Origin of the sequence: Myxococcus dinghuensis, from assembly GCF_024198235.1 — a bacterium.
Taxonomy (GTDB): Bacteria; Myxococcota; Myxococcia; order Myxococcales; family Myxococcaceae; genus Myxococcus; species Myxococcus dinghuensis.
Window position 1 is genome coordinate 42,167 of the sequence record NZ_JAKCFB010000034.1, and the last position, 23,185, is coordinate 65,351.

Annotated in this window: 21 protein-coding genes; 7 read left to right on the forward strand and 14 right to left on the reverse strand. The window is 72.6% G+C overall.

Annotated features, from left to right (window positions below):
* Positions 1-27: 27 nt before the first annotated feature.
* Positions 28-678 carry an AgmX/PglI C-terminal domain-containing protein gene (locus LZ198_RS32345; protein ID WP_253975981.1) on the reverse strand — a complete coding sequence of 217 codons (651 nt, stop codon included), beginning with the start codon at positions 676-678 and terminating at the stop codon, positions 28-30.
* 316 nt (positions 679-994) lie between these two features.
* Between LZ198_RS32345 and LZ198_RS32350 the strand changes: the two genes are divergently transcribed.
* The gene (locus tag LZ198_RS32350) at positions 995-1,390 is read left to right on the forward strand and encodes a hypothetical protein (RefSeq protein WP_253975982.1); all 396 of its coding nucleotides are present in this window, start codon (positions 995-997) and stop codon (positions 1,388-1,390) included.
* A 51-nt stretch (positions 1,391-1,441) separates the two neighbouring features.
* Here the strand turns inward: LZ198_RS32350 and LZ198_RS32355 are convergent, their stop codons facing one another.
* From LZ198_RS32355 to LZ198_RS32385, 7 genes are all read right to left on the reverse strand, one after another.
* Positions 1,442-3,280, reverse strand: a complete 1,839-nt coding sequence (locus tag LZ198_RS32355; protein ID WP_253975983.1) for a patatin-like phospholipase family protein — start codon at positions 3,278-3,280, stop codon at positions 1,442-1,444.
* 201 nt (positions 3,281-3,481) lie between these two features.
* On the reverse strand, positions 3,482-4,423 hold the full coding sequence (locus tag LZ198_RS32360) for a hypothetical protein (protein WP_253975984.1): 942 nt from the start codon (positions 4,421-4,423) through the stop codon (positions 3,482-3,484).
* Positions 4,424-4,559: 136 nt separating this feature from the next.
* On the reverse strand, positions 4,560-5,507 hold the full coding sequence (gluQRS, locus tag LZ198_RS32365; protein ID WP_253975985.1) for a tRNA glutamyl-Q(34) synthetase GluQRS: 948 nt from the start codon (positions 5,505-5,507) through the stop codon (positions 4,560-4,562).
* Complete coding sequence (locus LZ198_RS32370; RefSeq protein WP_253975986.1) at positions 5,504-6,718, reverse strand: PEGA domain-containing protein; 1,215 nt, start codon at positions 6,716-6,718, stop codon at positions 5,504-5,506. The genes gluQRS and LZ198_RS32370 overlap by 4 nt, the downstream gene beginning before the upstream one ends.
* Positions 6,719-6,796: 78 nt before the next feature.
* Positions 6,797-7,840, reverse strand: a complete 1,044-nt coding sequence (locus LZ198_RS32375) for a hypothetical protein (RefSeq protein ID WP_253975987.1) — start codon at positions 7,838-7,840, stop codon at positions 6,797-6,799.
* Positions 7,841-7,970: 130 nt separating this feature from the next.
* Complete coding sequence (locus tag LZ198_RS32380) at positions 7,971-8,825, reverse strand: hypothetical protein (protein WP_253975988.1); 855 nt, start codon at positions 8,823-8,825, stop codon at positions 7,971-7,973.
* Positions 8,826-9,139: 314 nt separating this feature from the next.
* The gene (locus LZ198_RS32385; RefSeq protein ID WP_253975989.1) at positions 9,140-10,234 is read right to left on the reverse strand and encodes a hypothetical protein; all 1,095 of its coding nucleotides are present in this window, start codon (positions 10,232-10,234) and stop codon (positions 9,140-9,142) included.
* A 182-nt stretch (positions 10,235-10,416) separates the two neighbouring features.
* Here LZ198_RS32385 and LZ198_RS32390 point away from each other — a divergent pair, with 182 nt between their 5' ends.
* Entirely contained in the window at positions 10,417-11,271 is an 855-nt protein-coding gene (locus tag LZ198_RS32390; RefSeq protein ID WP_253975990.1) for a metallophosphoesterase family protein, read from the forward strand.
* 31 nt (positions 11,272-11,302) lie between these two features.
* Positions 11,303-12,928 (forward strand): adenylate/guanylate cyclase domain-containing protein, encoded by a 1,626-nt coding sequence (locus tag LZ198_RS32395; RefSeq protein ID WP_253975991.1) that lies wholly within the window; start codon positions 11,303-11,305, stop codon positions 12,926-12,928.
* Here LZ198_RS32395 and LZ198_RS32400 read toward each other — a convergent pair.
* Both LZ198_RS32400 and rlmN read right to left on the reverse strand, forming a co-directional pair.
* Positions 12,918-13,301 (reverse strand): hypothetical protein, encoded by a 384-nt coding sequence (locus LZ198_RS32400; protein WP_253975992.1) that lies wholly within the window; start codon positions 13,299-13,301, stop codon positions 12,918-12,920. The genes LZ198_RS32395 and LZ198_RS32400 overlap by 11 nt on opposite strands.
* A gap of 193 nt (positions 13,302-13,494) precedes the next feature.
* Positions 13,495-14,574, reverse strand: coding sequence for a 23S rRNA (adenine(2503)-C(2))-methyltransferase RlmN (gene rlmN, locus LZ198_RS32405; RefSeq protein ID WP_253975993.1), 1,080 nt, complete (start codon positions 14,572-14,574; stop codon positions 13,495-13,497).
* Positions 14,575-14,691: 117 nt separating this feature from the next.
* Here rlmN and LZ198_RS32410 point away from each other — a divergent pair, with 117 nt between their 5' ends.
* The 3 genes from LZ198_RS32410 to LZ198_RS32420 all read left to right on the forward strand — a co-directional run bounded on the left by LZ198_RS32410 (position 14,692) and on the right by LZ198_RS32420 (position 18,676).
* On the forward strand, positions 14,692-16,179 hold the full coding sequence (locus tag LZ198_RS32410; protein WP_253975994.1) for a glutamate--cysteine ligase family protein: 1,488 nt from the start codon (positions 14,692-14,694) through the stop codon (positions 16,177-16,179).
* 110 nt (positions 16,180-16,289) lie between these two features.
* Positions 16,290-17,714 (forward strand): hypothetical protein, encoded by a 1,425-nt coding sequence (locus tag LZ198_RS32415; RefSeq protein ID WP_253975995.1) that lies wholly within the window; start codon positions 16,290-16,292, stop codon positions 17,712-17,714.
* Between the two features lie 203 nt (positions 17,715-17,917).
* On the forward strand, positions 17,918-18,676 hold the full coding sequence (locus tag LZ198_RS32420; protein ID WP_253975996.1) for a TolB family protein: 759 nt from the start codon (positions 17,918-17,920) through the stop codon (positions 18,674-18,676).
* 220 nt (positions 18,677-18,896) lie between these two features.
* Here LZ198_RS32420 and LZ198_RS32425 read toward each other — a convergent pair whose 3' ends face one another.
* From LZ198_RS32425 to hemG, 4 genes are all read right to left on the reverse strand, one after another.
* On the reverse strand, positions 18,897-19,676 hold the full coding sequence (locus tag LZ198_RS32425) for a LytR/AlgR family response regulator transcription factor (protein ID WP_253975997.1): 780 nt from the start codon (positions 19,674-19,676) through the stop codon (positions 18,897-18,899).
* Entirely contained in the window at positions 19,673-20,734 is a 1,062-nt protein-coding gene (locus LZ198_RS32430; protein WP_253975998.1) for a sensor histidine kinase, read from the reverse strand. The genes LZ198_RS32425 and LZ198_RS32430 overlap by 4 nt, the downstream gene beginning before the upstream one ends.
* Before the next feature lie 31 nt (positions 20,735-20,765).
* Positions 20,766-20,888 (reverse strand): hypothetical protein, encoded by a 123-nt coding sequence (locus LZ198_RS43010; RefSeq protein ID WP_256560121.1) that lies wholly within the window; start codon positions 20,886-20,888, stop codon positions 20,766-20,768.
* 106 nt (positions 20,889-20,994) lie between these two features.
* Entirely contained in the window at positions 20,995-22,380 is a 1,386-nt protein-coding gene (hemG, locus tag LZ198_RS32435; RefSeq protein ID WP_253975999.1) for a protoporphyrinogen oxidase, read from the reverse strand.
* Between the two features lie 106 nt (positions 22,381-22,486).
* Here hemG and LZ198_RS32440 point away from each other — a divergent pair, with 106 nt between their 5' ends.
* Positions 22,487-23,176, forward strand: coding sequence for an SDR family oxidoreductase (locus LZ198_RS32440; RefSeq protein WP_253976000.1), 690 nt, complete (start codon positions 22,487-22,489; stop codon positions 23,174-23,176).
* Positions 23,177-23,185 lie beyond the last annotated feature (9 nt).

Genomic DNA, 23,185 nt, shown 5'->3' on the forward strand with positions numbered 1-23,185 from the left:
TCGCGAAACCTTACGCAAAACCGGCCGTCACCGGCCAGTCTCCTCCGGTACGCGGAACTCGAAGGGGTACACCACCGTCGCCTTCCCCCCCCGGGAGGGGGTGGAAAACCGGACGTCCAGCAGGGAGTCCTGCACACACGCCTGGACCATCGGGTCCGGGATGGTGCTCGACAGCACCTCCCCACCCCCCAGGTCCCCCTTCCCGTCCTCGCCCCGGGCCTCCACCTGGAAGCGCAGCTTCACCGTCTGTGACCCCCGGTTCCGCTGTGCGGAATCCTGGAAACATTGCTGCACGAGCGGAGTCACGGCGCGCAGGGCGGCCCGGACGTCCTCCGGGCGCAGGTCCCCCTGGGTGGACTCGATGACGGGCTCCACCTCCACCACGCGCCGGGGGTCGGGCTTCCCGGGGCCGGGCAGCACCGGGACGGCGGACTGGGGGGAGGGGAAGGCGGGGGGCGGCACGACGGGCGCGGACGGGGACTCCGGCGGAGAGGGCTCGGAGGGCACCGGTTCCGACGGGGGCGGGGGGGACGGCGTCCGCTCGGGCGGCGCGGTGGGTTCGGAAGGGGGGACGCGGGAGGGCTCCAGCAGCCAGGAGGACACGGCCGCGACGAGCACGAGGAGGCCCAGGCAGGCCAGGGGGAGGACGAGCCAGCGGATGGTGGAGCGGTGGGACATGGACGCGCGCGCGGGACGCCTGGGGGCGCCCCTCCCGCGAAGGTATGCCTCAGTCCTCGGGGGGATGCACCCACTCCGGAGCGCGCGCGGCCCGTGCCTCGCTGGAAGTCGGCGGGCCCCGGCGGGAGGAACGCGCGGAGTGCGAGCCTAGCACGCTTTCGCGAAGGGCCCTGGCGCGGGCCCGCCTGGGAAACGGACTCTCTCGTTTCGTTGGAACAGTAGCAACTCCGTCACGGGAAACGCGGGCGCGTGCTTCAATCGCCCGCGGAGGGAGCGCGCGTCGACGCGGGGCTCCCCGTGAAAGCGAGAGAACGTCATGAAGCGGTATTCCGGAGTCCTGGTGGCATGGGGGGTGTTGGTCCTGGCGGCGTGTGGTGGGGCGGGGCCGGCCGAGTCGGCGGAGGGGCTGGCGCAGTCGGAGGCCGCCATCGTGTCGTGTTCGGCGGAGTGCGCGTCGGGGTTCCAGTTGTCGTGTCTGGGGGAGACGTGCTCGGCCTCCAACGGCGCCTATGTGGAGTGCGACGGCGCGTACCAGTTCTGCGAGCCGTCGCAGCCGGAGCCGGCGTGCCTGCTGCTGTCCAACCACTGCGGGAACATCGCGGGCACGGCGTGCTCGCGCAACGCCACGCGCGAGTGCTGCCTCGACGGGCAGCTCACGGGGGACTGCTTCTGCTCGTTCAACAAGTGGGCCTGCTCGGTGCAGCGCCCGTAGTCGCGGTCGCGCCGGCCCCGGCGTCTCGAGTCGCCGGGGCTGGTGGTCGCCTCAATCGCAGGAGCGCTGCTCGGGCTTGCCCTGGGTGCACTGGCCCTCGGGTGGGAAGCTCGCCTCGGCCTCGGCCACCGCCGCGTCCGCGGCCTTCGCGCACTCCGCCTGGGCGATGCCGCCGCGGATCTCGAACAAGCGGAGCACCTCCTGGCAACGGGCCTGGAACGTCCTCACGCCCTCCTTGAAGAGGGGCCGCATCACCTTCGGGGAGAAGGCATAGCCGTTGGCGGTCGCCAGGGCGGACTCGGGGCGGAACATCCACGACGTGCGCCAGCTCGACGCCACCTGCTCGAAGCGCGCCGGGCCCAGCCACATGCTGGTCGCGGCGGGCAGCGCCCGGGCCTCCGGTGGCACGAAGCCCGTGCCCGCGCGGCGGCAGAAGGACTCGGCGCCGGGGCGGGACTCCACGGCCTGCAGCCGCGCCTCGCAGACGTTGTACTCGGCGAAGCGCCGGCCCACCGCGGCCAGCTCTCCCTGCTGCACCTCGCCCACGCGCGGCTGGGCCACGAACAGGTCGATGGTGCGCATCAGCGTGTCGACGGCGTTGCCCGGGGGCCCCTCGGGCGAGGGGTCCACCCCGCCCGTCGAGATGACCAGCACGCGCTCGGCGCCGCGCTGGACGGCCTGGAGCAGCGGCAGCCCGGAGCGCACGCCGCCGTCGAGGAACGTGCCCGGGTGGCGGCCGGTGCGGGAGGGCACCCAGCCGACGGGCTCCGCGAGCACGGGCTCGACGATGGAGGCCACCGCCGCGTTGATGACGCCCTCCACGCGCTGGGCCTCCGTGGCGTTGGGGGCGAAGTCCTCCGGGTCCTGGTCGCTGATGCCGTAGACGTCACCGGTGTCGAAGTCCACGCTGACCGTCACCAGCTCCGTGCCGTTGGTGAGCTGGGCGGGCACCATCGCCGAGCGCAGCTTCTGGTAGACGCCGTCGAAGCGGACGAGGCCGCGCACGTCCGTGGCGATCTTCCAGATCCACGTCGAGTTGACGCAGTACAGGTCCGACTCCACCGAGCACGTGTAGTTGTCGAGCAGGACCTTGCGCGCGCGCGCCTCCTGGCCGGGCGTGTGGAACAGGTCGACCAGGGCGCTGATGAGCGCGCCGGTGCTGGTGCCCGCGGCCAGGTCGATGCGCGCGTCGCCGCAGCCCTGGGGCGCGGGCTTGCCCCGGCACTGCTCCAGCACGCCGAGCAGCCGCCACATGATGCCCGCGCTGAACGCGCCGTTGGCGCCGCCGCCGCTGAGGACCACCGCGTTGGACGGGCGCCCGAGCGTGCGGCCCCACTTGCGCGCGCTCACGGACCGCGCGGCGGACTCCGCGCCCTCGAGGATGCCGCGCTCGGTGGGGAACGGCTCCAGGGGCGCGGCGAGCGCGTCGCCCAGCACCATGAGCGACGGGGCGATGCCCAGGGTGTTGGCGAGGAAGCGCTGCGCGTCGACCTCGAGCGCGTCCGGGGTGTTGGGGTCCACGGCCTTGGGCGCGGAGGGCAGGCCCCAGGGGGCCTCGCGCGCCACGCGGGTGAGGAAGGTGTCGTAGCAGGCGCGGTTGTCGCCGCCCGCGGTGTCGCGCAGGCAGGCCAGCTGCTCGAGGACGAGCTGGGGGGAGCGGCCCAGCTCGGACATCCACTTCGCCACCTCCGCGGGGTTCGCGTAGGCGTCCACCAGGTGCGAGCGCGTCAGCCGCGCCACGCGCTCGCGGATGGGGATGGGCAGCGGCGGGTTCTTCACCTCCGAGGGCTTGTTCAGCTCCGAGAGGATGTAGTCCGTCCGCAGGAAGCAGCCGCTCGACACAACCGCCAGCGCCGAGAGGCACAGCAGGTACGTGGTACGCCGGTTCAAGATGGCCCCCGTCGGGAGTGAGGGGCGGAAGGCGGGACGAAGGTGTCCGGAGGGCCTCCGCGTCACAGGTGCAATCCCGACGTTATCGCATGCGGCTCCCATGCGCGGGCCCCGAGTTCCGGGCGCGGCGACGCCCCGCTCACGGGCGACCGGCAGGTCCGGCCGCGCGCGTGGCGGGGCGTGGAGCCCGCGGGGAAGGCCCTACGGGTAGACCTCGCGGCGCGTCGTCGTGGTGCGCGTGCCGCCGATGACGCCCTCCGCGTGGACGCGCTGGCGCTTGCTGACGCCCAGGCCCGCGCCGAGCACCGACGCGATGAGCCCCAGCAGGAGCGAACCGAAGATGCCCCAGAAGACGTGCCCCGTCGTGCCCGCGGCCTGGAGCGCGCCGTGCTGCACCTGCTGACCCACCTGGCCCGCCTTCTCCTTGGCCTGGTCGATCTGCGTCTGGACGCGGTTGGCCACGTCCTCCGCGTCCGCGCGCGACAGGCGCGTGTTCTGGGCGATGGAGGTGACGAGCACCTCGCGGTCCACGTTCCCCGTGCGCACCCCGGTGGTGACGATGTCCTTGGTCGCCGCCTCCAACTGGTTGGCGGTGATGGTGGGCTTGCCTTCCTCGCGCAGGCGCTGGTTGATGGGGCCGAGCGCGTCGTTGGCGTCGATGCCGAAGCTCTGCGCGACGTTGCCGCCCTCGGAGACCGCGCCCGCCGCCGCCGCGCCCGTGGCGCCGACGATGCCCGTGGTCGCCTTGAAGGCGGTGCCGAGCACCGTGGAGACCACCATGCCCATGAGCAGGACGCCCGCGATGGTGGTGAGCCCCCACATCACCGCGCCATGCATGGCGCCGCCGCCCTTGTCCACGACGCCCGCGGTGCGCGCGGCCACGAAGCCGCCCACGAACAGCGAGATGAGCGGCGCGATGATTCCCCAGATGCCGGTGCCGACGCCGGCCGACTTCGCGCTGGCCGGGTTGTTCGGGTCCACCGACGACAGCCCCAGCGCGAGCCCCAGGGAGTACAGCAGGATGAGTACGCCGAGCGCGACGAAGGCGCCGCCGAGGATGGCTCCCCAGCTCAGCTTGAACGGCGTGCCCGCGCTGGCGGGGATGACGCCGGGTTTCTCGTTCTCCACGATGGTCGTTGCCATAGGCCGGGCCCTCCTGCCACGGCGAGCCCTCCACGCGTGGGAGTGGCTCGGGTCCGCGGGAAAGATGGGCATCGTCACGCAGCCGACGATTTTTCTCCGCCGTCCGCCCGCCCGGCGAGAAGGGGACGGCGAGGCCTCACTCCAGGCCGAGTGCCTCCGCGATGACGGCCTCGTGGGCCACGACGGGCACCCGGGGGAGCGCGTCCACCGAGAAGGCCCGCGCCAGCGCGTCGAGCGTGCGCGGGCTTCCATCCCCCAGGCCGCTCCACGCGGCGAGCAGGCCGAGCACGCGCTCGGGGGCGACGCCGCGCTCCCTCAACTCCGCGAGCGCGAAGGCGCCCTCGCGCTTGGCGAGCCGCTTGCCGTCCTCTCCGAACACGAGCGGCACGTGGAGGAAGGCGGGCGCGGGCCTGCCCAGCGCGGCGTAGAGCTGCAACTGCCGGGGCGTGGAGGAGAGCAGGTCGTCGCCGCGCAGCACGTGGGTGATGTCGCTGGCCGCGTCGTCCACGACGACGGCGAGCTGGTAGCTGGCCACCCCGTCGTTGCGGCGCACCACGAAGTCCCCCACCACCGCGTCGACGTCCTGCGTGTACGGCCCCATCAAGCCGTCCACGAACGTCACCTCGCCGGGGCGCGCGCGGAAACGCCAGGCCGGCACGCGCGTGCGGGCGCGCTCGGAGCTCTGCGCGGCGGTGAGGTGGGCGCAGGTGCCGGGGTAGCGCGGGCCCTCCTCGGACAGGCCGTGGGGCGCGCTGGCGGCGCGGGCAATCTCCGCGCGCGTGCAGAAGCACGGATAGACGAGCCCCTGGCGCTCCAGCGTGGACAGCGTGTCGCGGTACAGGTCGTCGCGCTGGCTCTGGAACAGGGGCGTCTCGTCCCAGTCGAGCCCGAGCCAGCGCAGGTCGCGCATCAGGTCCTCGACGTACTGGGGCTTGCAGCGCGCCCGGTCCAGGTCCTCGATGCGCAGGAGGAAGCGTCCTCCCGCCGCGCGTGCCTGGAGCCAGCCCAGGAGCGCGCTGCGGATGTTGCCCAGGTGCATGCGCCCCGTGGGGCTGGGCGCGAAGCGTCCGCGGAAGGTGCTCATGGGCGGACCAGCGGCTTGCGGATGGGCTGCTCCGGCCTGCGCTCCGGCGTCGCGGCGGGGCGGGCCCTCTCGGGTGACGGCGGGGTGTACGTGGCCTGGGTGGGACGGGCCGGGCGGGAGAAGCCGGGCGTGGGCGACAGGGGCACGCTCTCCGCGAGCCCCGCCTCCAGGCCCCGCGTGGCCACGGCGGCGACGAGCGTGCGCAGCGGCGCGCCGGCGTCGAGCAGCTCCAGGTCCATGGCCATGCGCGGCAGCCTGCGCGGGGCCGCGTCTCCCGGGGCGACGAGGAAGGTGTCCACCGCGAGCCCCGGGCCCGCGCGGGACAGGGTGCCCACGATGACCAGGTCCGCGCCCGCCGCGCGCCCCAGCTCGGCGGCGGCCTGGAGCGCGGCGGTGTCCAGGCGGTTGTCCGCGAGGGCATGGGCGAGCGTGGCGGAGGGGCCGGTGCCGGAGGGCTGGATGGTGACGGTGGCTTCCGCGCCGGAGCGCGCCTCCACGATGCCGCCCACGGTGTCGCCGGAGGGGAGGGCGGCGCGCCACAGGTGCGCGCCGGGTGGCACCTGGGTGACGCGCACGGGCGCCGGGCCCACTGGGACGCCGTCGAGCGTCACGGCGATGCCGGGCGGCATGGCGTCGAAGCGGACGGTGCCCGGCGGTTGGGCGCCGAGGGTGGTGCGCACGCGCTCGACGGTATGGGTGAAGAGGGGCGAGGTGGCGGCGAGCGGGAGGTCCCGGTCGGGCGCGACGGCGAGCGCGTTCGAGAGGTCGAGCGTGGCCTCGTCATCGCGGCCGGTGGCGAAGCGCACGGCGGCGCGGAGCGCGTAGGTGTCGGCGAGCTCGGCGGCTTCGGGCAGGCCCTGGGCGTAGGCGTCCAGCGCGCGGCTCAGCGCGGCGTCGGCCCGGGCGAAGTCGCGCGTGTCGCGTGCGGCGGTGGCCTCGCGGACGGCGGCGCGGGCGGTGGTGAGCACGTCGGGCGTGGGGGCCGGCTCGGCTCCGGAGGAGGGTGGTGTGGCTTCGACGAGGGCGAGGCCCTGCGCGCCATGGACCTCCGACGCGAGCCTCGCGGCGAGCCGTGGCCCGGCGCGCGCGGGGACATCCCCGGAGACGGCCTGGAACGGGAGGACGACCACCTTCTTCCGGGACGGGTCCGGGCGCGCGGCCAGGGCCGTGGTGCCGGACAGGAGGATGAGCAGGAGCGCGAGTCGCTTCATGGTCGGAGGGGGCCGGACCGGTTTCCTAGCATGGGGCCACGCGTCGCGCTCGACGGGCCCGGTGGCGCCGGACGTGTCCTACTGGGCGGCGGGTTGGAGGTTGTGCCGCTGCTTGAAGCGTTGCCACTGCTGCGCCAGGGAGTCTTCGGGGGGCTCGTCCAGGGGGGTGGGCGTCCCGCGCGGGTCGTGCGGACTCGCGAGCAGGCGGGTCCGCTGGACGGGGCGCTCGCCGTAGCGCTCACGCAGCAGGTCGAAGGCGAGGCGCGCCCAGTAGGGAGGGTCCTCGGGTTCCTTCTGGAGCAGCGCCTCCAGGGCGTTCGTGGCGGCGCGGTCCACGTCCCGGCTCGCGAAGCCTCGCAGGGCGGTGAGCATCATGGGCAGTTCGTCGTCGACGAGCGGGTGCTTCGCGGTGCTCGCCGCGAGCAGCGCGCGGTGCTCCGTCGTCAGGTAGGGCTCCACTTGGAGGAAGGCGCGGGGCCGCGCGTGCGCCGGGGCGCCGTCGGAGGGCAGGCCGGCGAGGCCATCCCGACGGGTCGCGGGCAGGGTGGCGGCGAAGACCTGCCAGTTGAGGCGCGTCACGCCCAGGTCGTAGGTCCTGCCGGCGATGCGTGAGTGGATCCACTCCTCCTGCGTCATCCGGGCGAGCCGGACCACCTGTCGGTAGGCCGCGGTCGCCAGCGCGTCGGGCAGGGTGCGCGTCCCGTCCGCGAGGGCGGGGGTGCGCCACTGGCCGCGCTCGCGCACGAGGAACACGAGGACGGAGAACCCGGGCTCGTAGCTCGCGTCATCGGGGCCGTTCAGCTCGGGCTGGAAGTGCACCTCGATGCGCTCGCCGTCATGCTCGGAGCCCTTCCACGTCTCGCGGACATGGAGCCGGGCGATGGCATCCGTGGGGGACCGGACGCCGCTGGGCGGCGGCGCGGACTCCTCCACCTCCTCGACGTCCGCCCACACCACGAGCTGCGCTTCGGCCGTCAGGTCCCAGAGCGTCCGCGGGGGCCTGGCCTCCGCTCCCCGCACGGGAGCGAGGGCCATGAAGCACAACAGGGTCAACGGGAGCAGTCGCGTCCCCAGGCGTCCAGTGGACGAGCCGCCATGGGGAACGGGGCTGTGCTCTCGCATGCAGCGCTCCTCGTCGAACTGGGAGTCCGGAAGTCCTCGCGGCCCGCCCGGTCAACGTCGCGCATTCTTCCATGGATGCCTCGCGATGGCGACCCGGCGAGGGATGACGCGGGGAGCCGCGGAGCCACACTCAGGGGGTGGACCGAGGCTGGGGGAGCACGAGGCGAGGGTTCAGGCGATGGCGCTGCCTGAAGCTCTGCCATCGCTGGGGCAGGGGGGCTTGGGAAGTGAGGCCCATGAGCGACGACACGCGACCCAGCCAGGTCGGGGCGAGCTCGAAGGAGTGCTCCCCCAGGCGCTCGAGCAGCAGCTCGAACGCGGTCACCTCGAAGTCGGTGTCGCCACGCTCGGGAGCGGACTGGAGTCGAGCGTCGAGGACGTCCACGGCGAGTTGGTCCAGATGCGGGTTCTTGAAGCCTCGCATGGCGAAGAGCAGGTTCGTCAAATCGCGGATGGGCGGCGGGGGTGGCACCGCGCTGGCCTCCATGAGACGACGATGCGCCGCCGTCATCCCGGCGCGGGGTGAGTCGCCCGATTCGTCCGCGCGTGACCAGGGCCAGGAGGTGACCCGTGCGGTCCACTCCAGGTCCTCGCATGCGGAGTCAGCCACGGCGGGGATGAACCCGCGTGACGACCAGCGCTCCTGGAGGCGTCGCTCCTGGTGGTACCATTGGCGCCTGCGGTCGATCTTGGCTGGGTCGTCCGGATAGGCAATTCCTCCAAAGGAGGCGTCGGGCACGATCCACGTTCCATTCCACCGGTCGAGAAAGAGGATGACTGTGCGTCCTGTCTCGAAGCGCGGGGGCGTGGGGCATATCTGGTCGGCGTCGAAGTGGATCTCGATGAATTCGTTGTCGATCCGGCGGCCCTTCCAGGTCTCGAGCACCTGAAGGCGGGCAATGTCCCGCTCGATGAAGCCCGTCTTGCAGCCGAGCGATATCGCGAGTGGGGCCTGGGGCCGCCTCGTCCACGGCAACGGCTTCACTCGAACCTGCTGGACCTCCGCCAAGACCAGCCATGTCGTGCTCTCCAACCTGTCTTCGGGAGAGAGGGGCGCGCGCGGGTCTGCGTCGGCGCGTGAGCCGTGAGTGAGCACTCCGAGCAGAGGCATGAGCCACGGCCACGAGCGCCGCGGGAGCGGCGACGTTCGCCTCGGCAAACCTCGCGGAATGGACCCTTGCGTTCGGGACACGGAGTCCTCCTCGTCGAGACGGAGAGACTCCCGCGATGCGCGATGGACGTGGCCGTCCGGTGCCCATGATGACGTCATCGTTTCGTCATGAGCGCCGTGGACTCGCTTCAGGGAGGTGTATCGCCTCCCGTTCCCGAGACGAGCGGCTTGCGTTGGAGCGGGGGATGGGGCGCTGGCTTCAGGTGATGGCGTTGTTTGAATTGCTCCCACTGCCGCGCGAGGTGGTGCAGCTCCTCCTGGGGCATTGTCGTCAGCGTCCGGTCTTCGAGGAGGTCGGATGGCCTTTCGACCTTTTCGCCAAGCCGCTCTCGCAGGAGGTCGAACGCGAGTCGGGTCCAGAGGGGGATGTCTTTCCCGGGTGGGTTGAACAGGGTCTCGAGCGCGCTCGTCGCCGCTGCGTCGACCTCGTCGTTCGCGAAGCCGCGCAGGGCGGCGAGCAGCATCGGCAGCGCTTCCTCGGTGGGCGGGTCCTTCACGAAGCCGTCCGCCAACTGCTTCCGGTGGGCCTGCGTCAGGTTCGGCGCCGTCTTGGCGGGGCGCTGGTCATAGAAGAAGTGATTCGTGTCGGATTGAGGGAGGAGGTCGTAGAGCGCATCCCAGCGGAGCGCGGGCTGCGTGGCCGCGAACACCGACCAGTCCAGATGCAACCGTGCGAGGTCCGCCGGCGGGCTCCCCTCCTTCGTCGAGGTGGCGTGGACCTGGGCCCGATGGGCCCGCGTCACGGCTTGTCGATAGGACTCTGTCTCGACCGCGTCCGCTGGGTACCGGGTCCCATGGGACAGCGCCACCGTCCGCCATCTTCCCTGGTCCTGCTCGAGGAACGCGACCACGGCGAGCCCGGGCTCGTACCGGGGTGGCGCGGGGCAGATGACCGTGGGCGAGAAAGACACGCCGATGCGCTCGCCCACTTGTGCCGTGCCCTTCCAGACCTCGCGGATGCGCAGCGTCGCCACGGACTCGTCCAAGAACGCGAACTTGTTGTCCTTGTCTTCGGCTGAGCGCGGGACTTCCTCGACGCCCTCGACGTCGGCCCACACCACCAGCCCCGCGCGCTCCGTCAGTTCCCAGAGTGGGACGGGGGAGATGGGGTAGGCCTCCGCCCGGCGCATGGGCACGACCAACAGCAGGCACAGGGTCAGCACCCACGGGCCTGATGCGAGACTGCCTTGGATGGGATGGGGGCCCGGGGCTCGTCGACGCATGTGACCTCCTCTGGAAGACGTGGACAGCCTGGGCCATCCCCGGCAGCCGAGGCTCATCGCGTGCCCATTCGTTCGTCATGGTTCCGTCACGCTGCCCACCCGGTCGCAATGGGGCTTCCCTCCACGGCGACTCCGGAGAGAATGTCCAGCCCCGGTCACCGGTTGTCCGGGCCGGAACTCCGATGCGCATCGTTCACTGCTCCGACGTCCACATCACCGACGACTACTTCGCGCTCCCGTTGCACCGGCTGGGGTGGCGCCGCTGGGTGGCCCTGGCGGAGCTGACCGTGGGAGGCCGGGCGAAGCGCTATGCCCAGGCACCCCGCGCGCTGTCCGCCATCGCCCGCGCGGCGGAGGCCCACGCGGCCGACCACTTCATCCTCTCCGGGGACCTCACGGCGTACGCGCTCGACAGCGAGTTCCGGGGCGCCCGCGAGGCGCTGGGGCCGCTCGCCGGAGACCCTCGTCGCTGCACCATCATCCCCGGCAACCACGACGTCTACACGCCCGGCAGCTTCCAGAAGGACCGCTTCGCGCGCCACTTCGGCCACCTGCTGGAGAGCGACCTGCCCCAGTACCGGCGCGAGGGGGCCTTCCCCTTCGTGCGGCTCGTGGGCGACGGGCTCGCGGTGGTGGGGCTGCGCTCCGCGCGCGTGCCGCCGTCGCCCGGTCTCTCCTTCGGCGTCATCGGAGACGCCCAGCTCGCCGGGCTGGAGGCCCTGCTGAAGGACCCCCGGCTGGAGGGGCGCGCGGTGCTCGTCATCGTCCACCACGCCCCCCTGAACCGGAAGGGTGCTCCGGACCACTGGCACCACGGCCTGCGTGACGGCGAGGCCCTCCTGCGGCTGTTGCCCGGCCCCCGCTACGCGGTGCTGCACGGCCACATCCACCAGCGCTACCACCACCCCGCCACGGCGGAGCGCCCGCACCTCTTCGGCGCGGGGTCCTCCACCGAGGCGGGGCGCGAGGGCTACTGGCTCATCGACGTGGCCCACGGCCAGGTGGTGGGCGGGCAGGCGCTCGCTCCGAGCTTGTGACAGCAGGCGCACACGGCGGTAGAACCCGCCCATGTCGCGTCCGTCGCAACCCCAACCGTCGTCCCTGGACCTGTCGCTGGAGGAGTACAAGTCGCTCCGCGCCCTCCAGCGCGCCGTGGACGACCTCCTGGAGGAGAGCCTCCGGGAGCGTGAGACCCTCACCCGGACCTTCCGACGTTGCTTCCCGCCCATCCTCGCGATGACGGGCACGCGCGCCGTGGCCGTCTCCACGCGGGACGAGGACCTGGTGGAGCAGACGTGGTCCGAGGGCGATTGGGGCGAGGACTATCCCGGCCCGCTCCTCGACGCCGTTCCCGGTGTGCGGCGCCTGGGCAGCCGCACGCTCGTCACCCAGCCGTTGGACGTCGCCGGCAGCCGCGTGGGCACCATGGGCCTGCTGTTCGCCGGGGACCACACCGCGCCCGCCGCGTCCGCGCGCGCCCTGCGCGTGCTGGACACCATCGCCGAGCAGCTCGACACCGTGCTGTGCCTGGTGCACACGGCGTCGGAGAAGCACCAGCTCATCCTCCAGTGCAACACGCACCTGGCCAACCCCGTCTTCGAGGTGGGCATGGACCAGGCGGTGCTGACGCTGGCCCAGCGCGTGCGCCTGCCGGGCTTCCTCCTGCTGTACCGCGACGCGGTGCGACCGCAGTTGCTGCACTACCGCTCGTACCGCAACGGCCACCTGGAGTTCGAGAGCGGCGAGCAGCCCAGCCCCGTGCTGGAGCAGGCGCTGCGCCAGCACGGCACGCGGCTGTTGTCCGCGGAGGAGGCCACGCTGCGGCAGTTGCTCTCCGGACGCACCACGGAGGCGGTGCTCATCTCCGGCGCGGCCGTCAACGAGCCCCTGGGGAAGCTCGCCGTCTCCAGCGACGAGGGCTTCTCCGCCTACTCCATGGACCTCATCCGCGTGCTGGCCTCCACGCTCAGCCAGCGGCTGCAGGACTACAACCGCGAGCGCGTCCACCTGTCGCAGTTCTTCCCCACGTCCATCATCGACGCGCTCCTGCAGGACCCCAACTACGCGCAGCACCTGCGCGCGCAGGACCAGGAGGTGGGCATCCTGTTCGCGGACATCAACGGCTTCACGCGCATCTGCGAGCAGGGCTTCGACAGCCCGCGCAACATCGGCCGCTTCGTGGACGAGTGGAGCGCGCGCGCCGTGGACTGCATCTGGGAGCACGGCGGCGTGTTCGACAAGATGGTGGGCGACTGCGTCATCGGCCTGTTCGGTCCGCCCTTCTTCCAGTCCTCCCGCCAGGAGCGCGCGCTCGCCGCGGTGCGCGCCGCGTGCGACATCCAGACGCTCACCGCGACGCTCGGCGCGCGCGAGGAGGTGGCCGCGCTGTGTCAGCGCGTCAAGCTGCCCGGGCTGGGCGTGGCCGTGGGCGTCAACCTGGCCCACGCCAACTGCGGCCTGTTCGGCCCCAACCGCCAGTACACCGCCTTCTCCAGCGGGATGAACCAGACCGCCCGGCTCCAGTCGCTGGCCGGCTTCCGCGAGACGCTGGTGATGGCGGGCGCGAGGGACGCGCTCACGGACGCGGCGGACCCCTTCGCGCGGGCGCTGCGCTTCGGCGCGCTGACCGAGACCCCGGTGAAGAACGTCGCGCAGCCGTTGCGGCACTACCGGCTGGAGACGCTCACGCCGTGAGGTGCGGGGCCGCGTAGCGGCGCGAGAAGTGGATCCACCGCCGCTCGTCCACCTCCACCTGCCACTCGGAGTTGGGCGTCAGCGGCAGCCGCTGCTTGAGGAAGCTCTCCAGGTGGTCCGCCGCCTTCACCGGTGTCAGCCCCGGCGCGCGGAAGGCGATGTGCAGCGACACCTCCAGCGATTCGGCGACGTCGACCGAGGCGCAGATGCGCAAGGGTCCCACGCGTCGCTGGTAGAGCGTGTTCTGCCCGGGCCATGTCGCCGGGTCCAGCTCACGTCGCACGGCCGAGAGCCAGTTGGACGGCTGGAGGATGAAGTCGAGCAGGTCCATGCTCGCCTCCTCCGTCGTCGCGTGCTCCTGGATGGAAAGCATCGCCCACCTCCCCGGGAAGCCGATGGAAAGAATGTGCCCACGGCCATGGGGCGTGCAAGAGGCCGCGCGCGGAAACCGCGAAGGTGTCCGCCAGCGACCTGCGCGTGACTCAGGTGTGGGGCCGGGACCGCACCTGCCGGCGGCGCACGTTACCGGGAGCGGCTGACACGGGCGCGCCCATCCACCACGCGACTCACGGGCTGGTGGGAAGTGAACGGCGCGTGCGCCGCTCCACCGTGGACTTGAGCTGGCCGCAGCCCGCGTCGATGTCGATGCCCCGGCGTTGACGCACGGTGCTGGGGACGCCGTGCGACATGAGCACGTCCTGGAACGCGCGCACCGATGCGGGCTGGCTCGGGCCGCCGTCGTAACCCACCGTGGGGTTGAGGGGGATGACGTTGACGTGCGCGTCCATGCCGCCGAGCAGCCGCCCCAGCGTCTGGGCGTGCTCCACCGTGTCGTTGCGACCGGCGATGAGCGTCCATTCGAAGAAGATGCGCCGTCCGCGTTTCTCCGTGTAGTAGCGACAGGCGTCCATCAACTCGTCGAGCGGCCAGCGCCGGCCCGCGGGCACCAGCGCCGCGCGCTCCGCGTCCGTCGCGCCGTGCAGGCTCACCGCGAGCTGCACGGGACGCTCCTCGTCCGCCAGGCGGCGGATGCCGGGCACCACGCCCACCGTGCTCAGCGTGATGAAGCGCGGCCCCAGCGCCAGCCCGAGCGGGTCCACCAGGACATCCACCGCGGCCATGGTGTGCTCGTAGTTGTGGAGGGGCTCGCCCATGCCCATGAGGACGACGTTGCGCAGCGCCTCGCCGGACTCGCGCAGGAGCCGCTGCACGTGCAGCACCTGGCCCACGATTTCGCCTGGCGAGAGGTGGCGTGAAAGACCCATCTGCCCGGTGGCGCAGAAGACGCAGCCCATCGCACACCCGGCCTGGGTGCTGATGCACACCGTCGCGCGGCCCTTGAAGCGCATGAGGACGGTCTCGATGGTCTGCCCGTCCTCCAGGCGCAGGAGCAGCTTGTGGGTGTGGCCGTCGGAGCTGAAGGTCTCGTGGTGGGTGGCCAGGTGGCCCAGCCGCGTGTGCGCGTCCAGCCGCGAGCGCAGGTCGGGGCGCAGGTCCGCCACCTCGTCCAGCGCGCGTGCCTGCTGACGATACAAGCCCGTCCACAGCACGTCGCGGTGGTGGGGACGGTAGCCCCAGCCGGAGAGCAGCTCGCCCAGTGCGGGCCGCGTCAGGTCGTAGAGGTTGATGGGTGTGTCGGACGGCATGGCCGGGACCTGGATAACACACCCGGGCCGGGGGCACCTGGGCCCGGGGGGCCGGCGGCTCGGCGGGCCCCCGGGGCTCCCTGCCAGGGCGTGCGGCCATGCACATGCTGTCCGGGTATGGGACAGGCCATCGAGCAGGAGACGTTCGCCCCGGAGGACTTCGAGCGCTTCTCGCGGCGGCTGGAGGAGAACCTGGAGGCGCTGCGCGCGGTGCTGGCGCGGCCGGGCTTCGGCGTGGGGGCGCCCACCATCGGCGCGGAGCTGGAGCTGTTCCTGGTGGACGCCGCGGGCTTCCCGCTCCCCATCAACCGGCAGGTGCTGGCGCGCACGGTGGACACGCGGGTGACGCTGGAGCTGGACCGGTTCAACCTGGAGCTGAACCTGCGGCCGGGGCCGCTGGCGGGGCGGCCCTTCCAGGCGTTCCGCGCGGAGCTGGAGGACTCGCTGGCGGAGGTGCGCCGCGCGGCGGCGACGCAGGGCGCGCGGGTGGCGGCCATCGGCATCCTGCCCACGCTGCGCGAGGCGGACCTGGGCCGCGGGGCGCTGACGAACCAGCCGCGCTACCACGCGCTGTCCCACGAATTGCGCAAGCGGCGCACGCGGCCGTTCGAGGTGGCCATCTCCGGTGAGGAGGCGGTGGCGCTGCGCGCGGACGACGTGACGCTGGAGGGGGCGAACACGTCGCTCCAGTTCCACCTGCGGGTGGCGCCCGCGGACTTCGCGCGCCTGTACAACGCCGCGCAGCTGGCCACCGCGCCGGCGCTGGCGGTGGCGGCCAACTCGCCCCTGTTCCTGGGCCGCAAGCTCTGGGACGAGACGCGCGTGGCGCTGTTCCGCCAGGCGTTCGACGACCGGGGCGAGCCGGGGGAGGGCGGCCTCCATCCGCCCGCGCGCGTGTCGTTCGGCCACGGGTGGGCGCGCGAGGGGCCCTACGAGCTGTTCGCGGAGTCGGTGGCGCTGCACGCGCCGCTGCTCCCCGTGGTGGGCAAGGAGCCGCCGTTGGAGCGCGTGGCGGTGGGCGCGCTGCCGGGGCTCACCGAGCTGCGGCTGCACCAGGGCACCGTCTGGTCCTGGAACCGCGCCATCTACGACCCGAAGGAGGACGGCCACCTGCGCATCGAGATGCGCGCGCTGCCCGCGGGTCCCTCCGTGGTGGACATGGTGGCCAACGGCGCCTTCCTGCTGGGGCTGACGCTGGGGCTGGCGTCGCGGCTGGAGGCGCTCCTGCCGGCGATGCCCTTCGTGCACGCGGCGGGCAACTTCACCCGCGCGGCGCGCCTGGGGCTGGACGCGGAGCTCCTGTGGCCGGCGGACGCCGCGCCCAGCCCGCGCGCCGTCCCGATGGTGGACCTGCTCCCCCGGCTGCTGCCCGTGGCGCGGGAGGGGCTGCTGGGCGCGGGCGTGGACGCCGCGGACGCGGACCCGATGCTGGACGTCATCGCCCGGCGCGGGGAGCGGCGGCTGACCGGGGCCCGCTGGCAGCGGCGGATGCTCGAGAAGCTGGAGGAGGGCATGCCACGGCACGACGCCCTGGCGGCGATGCTGGAGCGCTACCTCGGGCACGCCGCGTCCGGCGCGCCCGTGCATGCCTGGCCGGTGGAGTAGGGCGCTTGCAGGCCGGGGGGGAGCGCGGGGCCGTTGCGAGCGCGGGCATCCCGGGTTGAATATCCGCCCGCCCGCCGCGTCAGCGGCCTGGCTCTCCGCCCACGCCCGCCATGGTCCGACTCCTCGCGACGCTGCTGCTCTCGTTGTCCCTCGGCGCCTGTACCACCCTGCGCGGCCGCGCCGACGCGCTGGCCCGGAACGGCCAGTTCGTGGAGGCCGCCGGAATCTACGACGAGCTCGTCGCCAAGAGCCCCTACGAGAAGGAGCTGGTCGTCGAGCGCGACGACCTGCGGGGCAAGGCGCTCAGCCAGCTCCTGGGCAACGCGCGCCGGCTGCGGCTGGAGGGCCAGGACGAGAAGGCCGAGGACCACCTGTTGGGCTTCCTCGACCGGCGCGTGGCGTGGAACGCCAGGCTGAGCGGCGGGCTGGAGAGCTCGCTGCTGGAGGAGATGGGCGGCACCGACCAGCACCTGCAGCGCCTCATCACCGAGCCCGCGCGACAGGGCTTCGCGTTGACGGCGGAGGAGGCGCTCGTGCGCAAGCGCCCGCTGCTCGCGCACGAGGAGATGGTCCACATCCGCAAGCGGATGGAGGACGCGGTGCTCCAGGGGGGCCAGGGCACCTGCGAGCGGCTCAAGGGCCTGTCGTCCGAGGGCGGCTCGCACTGGCGCGAGCTGGTGGCGCGCTACTGTCACCACTGGGGCGGGTTCGCGCCGGAGCCGCCGCCGGGCCCCGAGCTGACGCGCGTGCCCTCCTGGACCGGCGCCGTCGTCGGCCTGGACGCCGCGCAGGAGGAGCTGCTGCGCGGCCGGCTCACCCGCGTCTACGAGTCGTCGCCCTGGTTCTCCAACGCCGCGCGCGCCGCGCCGGAGCTGTCGCTCGCCGGCCGCTTCACCACCGAGCGCGACAGCCACACCGTGGAGCTGACCGCGCCCTACTACGAGCAGGTCCCCTACACCGACCACGAGGACCGCACGGAGACCATCGAGGAGCCGTACGACGAGGTGGAGGAGTACACGGACAAGGACGGCAACAAGAAGACGCGGACCGTCACCAAGGTGCGCAAGTACACGCGCACCTTCACCGTCCCCGTGACGCGCTACAGGGATGTGGCTCGCACCTTCGAATACCGCGCGCTGCGTCGCTCCGTGGACTACCAGCTCACGCTGTCCTCGTCCGGTGTGTTGGATGGTCGACGCGGCCCGCTCTCCACCGTGCTCCAGGACCACTATTCGCAGTTCGGCTACGAACACGACGTGCGCTTCGGCCCCGGTGACGTGCAGCCCCAGCGCGCCGTCTTCTCCGCGCCCGACGCGTGGCTCACGCAGCGCGTGGAGCAGATGGCCGCCATCTTCGCGCAGCAGCTCGTCGAGCACTGGCGGCAGTCCTACTGTGGGGCGTCAATCCTCACCTTGGACGATGCCGCGCGTTGTGCCCGCGCCGGCACCGCGCTCCCTACTCCTGCATACCAGGTCCTCTCTGGAATCCTCGGTGACGACGCGGCGCGTGTACCGTCGCTCTTCGTGGCGCGGTGACGCACCGCGAGACACGCGTTCGCTACATGGCGGGGTCAAACGAGACCATGTGGATTGTTCAAGCCTTCTGACGTGAAATACCTGGGAGTGCGGGTCAGACCCCGCTGTCAGGATTCGTACTTGGCAGTTCATTTCACACAGAGGACCGTATGCATCCGAATGAAGCCCGAAGCTTCGCCCGACGTCGAACCCTCGTGATGTGGATGGCTTCGTCCCTGGCCCTCGCCGCGTGCGGTGACGGGGCGCAGGACGCCGCCGACAGCCTGGACACGCAGACGGTGGTCCAGCAGGTCATCATCCCGGACGACTCGCAGGGCGCGACCTCCGACCGTCGCATCATCGTCTACCTGACGGGTGACCAGTCGCTGTACGCGGTGCAGAACGGCGAGACGACGCTGGTCTCCAAGCGCAGCGGCGCGCCCTCCGTCTCCCCGGATGGTCGCGAGGTGGTCTACGCCAAGCTGCCCGACTCGTGGCGCGCCGGTGACGCCGTGCGGAACACCGAGCTGCACGTCTACAACGTCCGCAACGGCAAGGACGAGAAGCTGACCTCCGGCCACGACGACTCGGACCCCACGTGGGCGCCGGACGGCAAGTACGTGTTGTTCCAGTCGCAGCGCCGCACCGGCGTGGCGTCCTTCTGGAAGGTGAAGGCCAACGGCAAGGACCTGGAGCAGGTGACCAACGTGTCGTGCAGCCGCGACTCGGACCGCGCCTACGTGCCGGCGGCGCTCACGGGCAGCCCGGTGCAGTGGGCCCCCGCGGACCGCCGCATCATCGTCTACTTCACGTCGCAGACGAGCGACAGCGAGGTGCGCGTCATCGAGTTCGACAAGGGCTACGACGTCGCGTCCGCCTACAGCCTGGGCAAGGGCTTCTCGCCCGCGTGGACCGACGACGGCACGGTCCGCTTCAAGCGCCAGGTGGGCGCCCGCGTGGTCGACGTCGAGGTGGGCCTGTAGGGGTTCGCACGCGGCGCGGGAAGGCACCTCGCGCGGCGGCTGGCGGTGACGGCCGTGAACGGCGGCCGGTGTGGTGACGACGTCGATGTCCAGGTGAAGCAGGCCGCAGGCGGGCCGGCGCGGAGGTTTCGGAGCGCAGGCGCCCGAGGAGAGGGGCAGTGGAGGCCCTCTCTCGCCGCGGCGGGCTTCACGGCCCCGTGACGACGGGGCCCTTCCTCCTTCAACCCTCCTCTTCGGACGCGCGGCGCAGGCCGAGCATCCGCCGCAGTTCGCGCGCGGACTGGCGGCTGACCTCCACGGCGTGGCCCCGGTGCGTCCGGGCCAGGTAGCCGCCCGTCTCCAGCGGCTCCAGCCGCGCGACGTGGGAGAGGTTGAGCAGGGCGCGGCGGTGGACGCGCTGGAAGCGCTCCGCGGGCAGCTTGTCGGCCAGCTCGTTGAGGGTGAAGTCGGTGAGGAAGTCTCCCTGCGCGGTGAACACCGTCACCAGCTCGTCGTCCAGCGCGGCGTGCGAAATCGTCTCCGGGTCCACCAGGACGATGCCCTGGCGCGTGGGGATGGGCAGGCGCGCCAGCGCGCGCGGGGCGCCCGTGGCCACACCGGGCTTCTCCGCGGGCTCGGAGGGGCGCGTGTCCGCGTCCAGCCGCGCGCGGGCGCGCTCCAGGGCCTTCTGCAGGCGCGCGGGCTCCACGGGCTTGAGGACGTAGTCCACGGCGCCGTGCTCGAAGGCGTCCACCGCGTGCTCGGCGTGGGCGGTGCAGAGCACGACGCGGGGCCGCCCCTCCGGCATGAGGGCCAGCGCGTCCAGGCCGGTGAGGCCCGGCATGTGGATGTCGAGCAGCACCACGTCGACGCCGCCCTCGCGCACGCGGGCGAGCACGCCGTCCCCGTCGGAGGCCTCGCCGCACACCTCCACGTCCGGCAGCGCGGCCAGCAGGCGCGAGAGCCGCTTGCGGGCGATGAGCTCGTCGTCGGCGATGAGGACACGCAGGGGCGGACTCACGTGAGGACTCCGGGGAGCGGCCCCGTGCGGGGCAGGGTGACGGTGACGCGGGTGCGGCCCTCCGCGCTGGTGAGCGCGAGCCGGGCCTTGCCGCCGTACGCGAGCGCGAGGCGGCGCTCCACGGTGGGCAGGCCCGCGCTGCCCTCGCGGGGGCCCTTGGAGGCGCCGGGGTTCTCCAGGGCCACCTCCACCTCCGCGTCGCGCGCGTGGACGCGCAGGGACACGGGGCCCCGGTGGCCCGCGGCGGGGCCGTGCTTCACCGCGTTCTCCGCCAGGGGCAGCAGCACCAGCGGGGGCACGGGCAGGTCGACGGCGCGCGCCTCGTCCGGGAGGTCCAGCGTGAGCTGGAACAGCTCCGGGTCGCGCAGCAGGTGCAGGTCGAAGAGCGTGCGCATCAGCTCCAGCTCCTGCGCCAGGGGCCAGGTGGCCTTGCGCACGCCGGCGAGCACCGAGCGCAGCATGGTGGACAGCCGCAGCACCGCGGCCTCCGCGACGGCGCCGTCCTCGCGGCACCACTCGGCGATGGCGTTGAGCGTGTTGAAGAGGAAGTGCGGGTCCAGGTGGCTGCGCAGCGCGAGCAGCTGTGCCTGCTCCGCCTCCAGGGCGAAGCGCGCCGCGCGCGCCCGCTCGCGGGCCAGCGTCTCCTCGAAGCCGATGTCCCGCCCCAGCCCCCAGCCGCTGACGAGGAACAGCGCGTTGCACACCGCCAGGTTGGTGGGCTGGGTGAGGAAGGTGGGGCCCATGCCCAGGAGCTTCGGCAGCACGAAGCCGGACATGAGCACCACGCCGCTGCCCACCGTGCCGTAGAGCAGCAGGCGCACGCCGCCGTGGCTCAGGTCCAGGCCCTCCGGGAACAGCACCCGGTAGGAGACGGGCGCCACGCCCACGGCGAGCAGGCACATCAGCACGCCCAGGTGCGGGGCGAGCGGCTCGTGGCTGAAGCGCGTCTGCGCGGCGACCAGGGGCGCGGACACCAGGAGGATGGGCAACAACCTCCGGGGCTCCGCGAGGGCCCGCAGCGTGGCGCGGACGATGGACCCTTCCGGCTGCTCCGACATGTTCGGGTCGCAGCCTACACCCTCGGGCGGCTCAGCGCGCGGGCCGCGCCTCCAGGTCCACCTCGAGCGCGTCGAGCGCGATGCTGCCGACGAGGACGAGGGGGAAGAGGACGATGGCGCCGAGGACCAGCAGCGGGGTGGGGACGGTGAGCATCGCGAGCTCCTGGGGCCTGGAAGCATGCCCGCGGAGTCTGACGCCTCCCTGTCCCCACCGCTGACCGCGCCGGGCGGACGGTCGCCCGCCCGGCCCGAGCGGTCGCTCAGCGCGCGGAGCCGTCCACCAGCGCGTCCGCGAGCTGGAGCCCGTTGCGGATGCAGTCGTTGAGGCCCACGCCCTTGTAGGCGTTGCCCGTCAGGTGCAGCCCGGGCCAGCGCGCCAGCGCCGCGTCGATGGCGTCCATGCGGGCCAGGTGCCCCACCTGGTACTGGGGGATGCCCCGGGGCCAGCGGAAGACCTGGGTGAAGGACGGCGCGGCGTCCACGCCCGCCAGGGCCGCGAGCTCCTCGCGCGCAAGCGTCACCAACTGCGCCTCGTCCAACGCCACCAGCTCCGGCCGGCGGGCCCCGCCCACCATGCAGGTGTAGAGCACGCCGCCGCCCTCCACGCGGAAGGGGAACACGGTGGAGGCGTGGATGGCGCCCAGGAGCCTGCGCCCCTCGCGCGGCGGCACGAGGAAGCCGAAGCCGTCCGGTGCGGGCGTCGTCCCCGCGGCGAAGCCCAGGTGGACGGCGGCGATGGGCGCGTAGTCGATGCCGCCCAGCAGTCCCGCCAGCGCGTCGTCCAGCGGACGCACCAGGTGCTGGGCCACGTACGCGGGCGCGGCCAGCACCACCCGCGTCGCGTCCAGCTCCGCGCGCTGGCCCTGCGTGTTCACGGACAGCCGCCAGCCTCCGCCCTCCGCGCGCGTCAGGCCCTCCACGGCCGCGCCCACGCGGGCCGCGTCTCCCAGCGCCGTGGCCAGCGCGCCGGTGAGCGTGCCCAGGCCGCCCTCGAAGGTGGACAGCGCGCCGCCGAGCTTCGCGGGGGCGCCGGGGCCCGGAGGCAGCGCCTTGCGCTGGGCGCGCTGCGCGCGGATGGCGCCCAGGATGAGGCTGCGGTGCTCACGCTCCAGCTTCACGAGCTGCGGGAAGGTGGCGCCCACGCTCAGCCGCTCCACGTCCCCGGCGAAGATGCCCGTCTGCACCGCGTCCAGCAGCACCTCCGTCGCCGTGCGCCCCAGGTGCCGCCGGCCGAAGTCCGCCAGCGACTCGTCCACGCCCTCGGGCCCCCGGGCGCTGAACAGCTCGCCCAGCACCCGCAGCTTCGCGCCCGCGGGCAGCACGTCCGACTTGAGGAACGCGGGAGGTGAGGCGGGCACCGAGCGCATCCGGCCCCGCGTGTAGACATAGCGACGCTTCGCCGACACATCCGCCGCGCGAATCCTGTCTTCCAATCCCAGGGCCGCCGCCAGCTCGCGCGTCGCGGGCTCGCGGTCCAGGAAGCTGTTGGGCCCCGTCTCCACCGCGAAACCCTGTCTCACGTGTGTCCCGACCACGCCCCCGAGCCGGGACGTCGCCTCCAGGACGACGGCATCCATACCGCGTGAGCGCAATCTCCAGGCGACGACCAGACCTGAAATCCCACCTCCTACGACGGCGACAGTCATCGGCTGTCCCTCCTGAATCAAATTTTCCGGTGAGCAGCGTGCACTCGGAAACCTTCAACACGTCGCGTTTTGCCAAGGACAGCCATTCGGCGCGTTAATGATGTACATGCGCTACGTCATCACTGGAGCCAGCCGAGGCATTGGGTTCGAGTTCGTCCAACAGCTTCTCCTGCGCGGCGATGTGGTCGACGCGGGGGTGCGTTCCGAGGAGGGCCTGCGGCGCCTGCAGCCGCTGATACATGACTTCGGAGGTCGCCTGCGCGCGCGCGTGCTGGACGTGTCGGACGAGTCCAGCGTGCGGGCGTTCGCGGCGGAGGTCGGAGAGCGTCCGGTGGACGTGCTCATCAACAACGCGGGCGTGGCCGGCCTGTGGTGCTCGCTGACGGACGTGGACTACGCGGACGTGGCGCGCACCTTCGCCATCAACGCGCTGGGGCCGCTGCGGGTCACCACCGCGCTGCTCCCCGCGCTGCTGCGCGGCGCCGCGCGCAAGGTCGCGTACGTCACCTCGCGCATGGGCTCGCTCTCCGCCAACGAGGAGGGCGGCGCGTACGCGTACCGCATGTCCAAGGTCGCGCTGAACATGGGCGTGCGCAACATGTCGCGGGACCTGCGCGGCGAGCGCGTCGTCTCCGTGCTGCTGCACCCCGGCTGGGTGAAGACGGACATGGGGGGCCCGGACGCGCCGCTGCCGCCGAGCGACTCGGTGCGCGGGATGCTCCACATCATCGACGAGCTGCGCTTCGAGCACAGTGGCCGCTTCTTCGACTACCAGGGCGAGGAGGTGCCCTGGTAGCCGGCGAAG

Bases quoted from the DNA above. Each gene is read 5' to 3' on its own strand.
- LZ198_RS32395 (WP_253975991.1), top strand. From the start codon at position 11,303: ATGTCGCGTCCGTCGCAACCCCAACCGTCGTCCCTGGACCTGTCGCTG.
- LZ198_RS32345 (WP_253975981.1), bottom strand. From the start codon at position 678: ATGTCCCACCGCTCCACCATCCGCTGGCTCGTCCTCCCCCTGGCCTGC.
- LZ198_RS32375 (WP_253975987.1), bottom strand. From the start codon at position 7,840: ATGCGAGAGCACAGCCCCGTTCCCCATGGCGGCTCGTCCACTGGACGC.
- LZ198_RS32420 (WP_253975996.1), top strand. From the start codon at position 17,918: ATGGCTTCGTCCCTGGCCCTCGCCGCGTGCGGTGACGGGGCGCAGGAC.
- LZ198_RS32430 (WP_253975998.1), bottom strand. From the start codon at position 20,734: ATGTCGGAGCAGCCGGAAGGGTCCATCGTCCGCGCCACGCTGCGGGCC.
- hemG (WP_253975999.1), bottom strand. From the start codon at position 22,380: ATGACTGTCGCCGTCGTAGGAGGTGGGATTTCAGGTCTGGTCGTCGCC.
- LZ198_RS32410 (WP_253975994.1), top strand. From the start codon at position 14,692: ATGGGACAGGCCATCGAGCAGGAGACGTTCGCCCCGGAGGACTTCGAG.
- LZ198_RS32360 (WP_253975984.1), bottom strand. From the start codon at position 4,423: ATGGCAACGACCATCGTGGAGAACGAGAAACCCGGCGTCATCCCCGCC.
- LZ198_RS32440 (WP_253976000.1), top strand. From the start codon at position 22,487: ATGCGCTACGTCATCACTGGAGCCAGCCGAGGCATTGGGTTCGAGTTC.
- rlmN (WP_253975993.1), bottom strand. From the start codon at position 14,574: ATGCCGTCCGACACACCCATCAACCTCTACGACCTGACGCGGCCCGCA.
- LZ198_RS32370 (WP_253975986.1), bottom strand. From the start codon at position 6,718: ATGAAGCGACTCGCGCTCCTGCTCATCCTCCTGTCCGGCACCACGGCC.
- LZ198_RS32390 (WP_253975990.1), top strand. From the start codon at position 10,417: ATGCGCATCGTTCACTGCTCCGACGTCCACATCACCGACGACTACTTC.
- LZ198_RS32415 (WP_253975995.1), top strand. From the start codon at position 16,290: ATGGTCCGACTCCTCGCGACGCTGCTGCTCTCGTTGTCCCTCGGCGCC.
- LZ198_RS32385 (WP_253975989.1), bottom strand. From the start codon at position 10,234: ATGCGTCGACGAGCCCCGGGCCCCCATCCCATCCAAGGCAGTCTCGCA.
- LZ198_RS32350 (WP_253975982.1), top strand. From the start codon at position 995: ATGAAGCGGTATTCCGGAGTCCTGGTGGCATGGGGGGTGTTGGTCCTG.
- LZ198_RS43010 (WP_256560121.1), bottom strand. From the start codon at position 20,888: ATGCTCACCGTCCCCACCCCGCTGCTGGTCCTCGGCGCCATCGTCCTC.
- LZ198_RS32400 (WP_253975992.1), bottom strand. From the start codon at position 13,301: ATGCTTTCCATCCAGGAGCACGCGACGACGGAGGAGGCGAGCATGGAC.
- gluQRS (WP_253975985.1), bottom strand. From the start codon at position 5,507: ATGAGCACCTTCCGCGGACGCTTCGCGCCCAGCCCCACGGGGCGCATG.